We start from the raw sequence: 3,551 nt of genomic DNA, 5'->3' as shown, positions 1-3,551 counted from the left end.
TTGACCTGACTCCGAAAAACTAGACAGGTTGAAAATATAGTTTTGTCTGGATAAAACAGAAGGACAAAACGAAATGAGAAGAAGTAAATATAGTGAGGAAAAGATAGTAGGGATTCTTAGAGAAGGCCAGGCCGACACGACAGTAAAAGCATTGTGTGCTAAGCACAACATAAGTGAACAGACCTACTATAAGTGGAAGCGGCAATACGGAGGGATGGAAGTCTCTGATGTACGAGCAATGCGTGCGATGGCCGAAGAGAATGCGCGTCTGAAGCGAATAGTGGCAGACCAGGCGGTTCAAATAGACATCTTAAAGGCAGTCAACGCAAAAAAGTGGTAAGCCCTTCAAGTAAGCGAAGGGCCGTAAACATGATGATCGAAGAAGGTATTGGTAATAAGAGCCAGGCATGCCGTGCGCTTGGGTTGCCGCGAGCTAGCGCGTATTGGAACGGTAAGATCAGCGAAAGCTCCCGTTTGTTACACATTGGGATTGTCGATCTATCGCGTGAGCATCCACGTTATGGCTACCGGAGGATCACAGCGCTACTTCGGCGAGAAGGCTGGAAAGTCAATGAGAAGCGGGTGCAACGCATCCGGCGTAAACTCGGGTTACAAGTGAGCCGTAAACAGCGTAAAATGAGGCGCAGGGGCACTAGCACAGCCGAAAGACAATCGGCTAGATACGCTAATCATATCTGGAGCTGGGACTTTGTGCATGATCAAACCGAGAACGGAGGACGCTTTCGCATCCTGACAATCATCGATGAGTTCACCCGGGAGTGGTTGGCATACTATCTGGATTATTCGATTCGGGCTGAGGATGTGATCACAATTCTGACAAAAACGATGGAGAAGTATGGGGTGCCTGAACATATCCGGAGTGACAACGGTCCGGAGTTTATAGCCTATGCTGTACAGGACTGGCTTGGGCAAAAAGCCATTAAGACACTATATATCAAGCTGGGAAGTCCCTGGGAAAATGGACACATTGAAAGCTTCCACGGTAAGATAGGAGATGAATGTCTTAAGCGGGAGATCTTTGGAAACCGGCTTGAGGCAAAGGTTGTCATCGGCGATTACCGGTGCCAATATAATCATCAACGACCGCACAGCTCACTAGGCTATAAGACCCCGGTAGAATTTGCGGCTGACGTTGAGACTCCGCTTCGGCCTACGGCCTTCGCTCCGTCTCAACGTATCAACAAGAAAGATAAACAAACGGCAGAACTATACTTTTGATGTGTTCAGCTTTTAGGTTCAGGTCACAATGGCTTTTTCTTAGCTTTTGGCATTTTTATAAGGTAGTGAAGTGAGCTTGTTCCTTCGTTTTGTTTCCTGGCACGATTTCCTCGTCTTGTCCTGTTCGACGTTTGTTTTATAAGTTCGCTTCGTTAGCCCTTTTTTTAATGTCTTCTTCGGATGCTTTTAAATCAATAGTTTTTCCACTCTGAATCCATTTAACAAAGTTATATGAAATACAGATGGCGGAACCCAAGATGTTTAAAAATAGTACGATGAGTAACCAAACAATCCTATCTACAGGATCTTTTGTTTTTGTGGTAGCTACAAAATAAACTGTAAGCAACCATATGATGACAAGACTAATGAATAGAGGAGTCATGTCGCTATTTAGATTAAAGCTTATGTTCATAATTTATAATCATTTAAAAAGTAAGTAAGCCAAGTGGTTTAAGCAATTGGTTTTACAGTCTTGGGAATTGGATAATTGACTAAACGCTAGAACCTTTGCTTCTCTGAACAGTTTAAGCTGTTTGCTAAATGTTCAAATCTTTTGAAGGGTTCCTGGATTATCATCTATTCAGCACGTTTTGATTCAAGATGGAATATATGAGCATTAAAAAGGAAATTTCTGTAGGGCACTTGTAATGTCTTTTACTTTCACTTGGGTAAATAAGGCATTGCCAGATTCGATCACCAAGCGAATTTGACTACCTTTCTTTAAGACGCCTGCAGGGACGTTCATGGCCTTACTACCTAGTTGTTCGACGTTTCCTTTGAGCACAATTTTCTTGGTGCGTTTCCATGCTTTGCCGGGTTCTTTGTATTCGATATGGAACTGGCCGGATTCAAGCCCTCCAAAGGTGACGACTACAGCAACTTTTTCCGGCTTGGAATTCATTTGTGAAAACATGTCTTGCGTCACTTCAAACAGTAACTCTTTCTCGAGATTATCTGGGATATAGCCTTTGAAATAGATGAATTCAGGATCGGTAATTTCCACTTTTCCGCGATTATACGCATTGGTAAGCAATTTGAGTCCGTTTTCATAAGGTTTTTCTTCATGGAGATGAGCCGAAAGCGTGGGCGTTCCGAGATTGGCAACTTCTGCCAGACGTGTAGACCGGTTGAGCCTTTGAGGAGAAAGAGAATCCTGAATGAGCATGGAATCTTCCGGAAAGCCGAACGCAGTTTCTAAAGCAATGTTTCCGACCATTTCCAAACGGTTCCCAGGTAGATTGGCGATATGCGAAGGAACGAAAGCTTCGGTGAGCGCGCAGTTTTCAATACGAACGGTACTTGGATTCTGGCCATCTAGACGAATCCCTGAATTCCCTGATTTGTAGGGACTGAGTTGGATGTGACACTGCTGCAAAGTGCAAGGCAAATTCTTTGAGCCTAGCAAGAGATCCGGGTATCCATTTAGCAGTGACGAATAAATTCGCAAGTCGCCGTCATTAGCTTTGCCTCGGGCTTCTATGCATATCACTTTGTCCGAAATATTGCGGTTGACCCGAATGGAGGTTCCAATCAACTCGACGCTTTTACCCTGCGGAATCCCATCTACCATAATGCCATTATGACATGCTTCTCCTTTGAATTGCAGTGCATGGATCGATGAGTTGATAAAATGCCCCGCCCAATGGGAAGCGCGGGTGAATGTGGAGAAAATTTGCAGGCCATCCGTATTCAGAACCTTATAACCGATGTTATTGACGAGGTGAAATCCACCCAATGAGCCTTCTACATCATAGGAATCAAATACATCCTTGTGCCATTCACCGCGAATATTACTTCGATTGATCCGGCTCTCCAAACAGCCTTCAATGAAGTAGACGTTGTGCATATGATAGGCCAGTACGTTCTCTATTAAGAAATTTTTAGAGTCTTTGAAGTGGGCAAAATTATAGGCATTGACCGAAAGCATATTCTGGATGTAAGCATTATCCCCGCTGGAAAAAATGGTGTAGGAATAAGGAGTGATATTACTGGCGAGCTGCTCTGGATAGTGAATACAAAACCCTTTCAGTCCACTCCCTTCATTTAAGGTAATCGTGGGTTGTTCATCGTTTCTTCCATGAAAAATGTGCAACAAGGCACCGGGTATAGGTCGTCCTGGTGAAGCACTGCGGTGGCTTTCATTGGTGGAGCGTAATTCGACCCCAGCAGGAACATTCAAGGGTGTTCGTATGGCATAGCCCTTCCTCGAAATTTGCGGCAGCAGAACGATACCGCCTCCCATGGTGGCTATTTCGTTCAATGCTTTTTGAATGGCGGGAGCATCATCAGTGACTCCATCGACGTTGACACTA

The 3,551-nt window shown here is 44.4% G+C and carries 4 protein-coding genes; 2 read left to right on the top strand and 2 right to left on the bottom strand.

Annotated features, from left to right (window positions below):
- Nucleotides 1–73 precede the first annotated feature (73 nt).
- Nucleotides 74–340 carry a transposase gene (locus AAGA18_15890; GenBank protein MEM9446822.1) on the top strand — a complete coding sequence of 89 codons (267 nt, stop codon included), beginning with the start codon at nt 74–76 and terminating at the stop codon, nt 338–340.
- Between the two features lie 29 nt (nt 341–369).
- The gene (locus AAGA18_15885; protein ID MEM9446821.1) at nt 370–1,239 is read left to right on the top strand and encodes an IS3 family transposase; all 870 of its coding nucleotides are present in this window, start codon (nt 370–372) and stop codon (nt 1,237–1,239) included.
- Nucleotides 1,240–1,375: 136 nt separating this feature from the next.
- Here AAGA18_15885 and AAGA18_15880 read toward each other — a convergent pair whose 3' ends face one another.
- Nucleotides 1,376–1,651 carry a PLDc N-terminal domain-containing protein gene (locus AAGA18_15880; GenBank protein MEM9446820.1) on the bottom strand — a complete coding sequence of 92 codons (276 nt, stop codon included), beginning with the start codon at nt 1,649–1,651 and terminating at the stop codon, nt 1,376–1,378.
- A 204-nt stretch (nt 1,652–1,855) separates the two neighbouring features.
- Nucleotides 1,856–3,551, bottom strand: a 1,696-nt coding sequence (locus AAGA18_15875; GenBank protein MEM9446819.1) for a hypothetical protein, incomplete at its 5' end; no start/stop codon positions are given.

The sequence above is a fragment of the Verrucomicrobiota bacterium genome (assembly GCA_039192515.1).
GTDB lineage: Bacteria > Verrucomicrobiota > Verrucomicrobiia > Methylacidiphilales > JBCCWR01 > JBCCWR01.
This window is presented reverse-complemented; position numbering and strand designations above follow the sequence as displayed.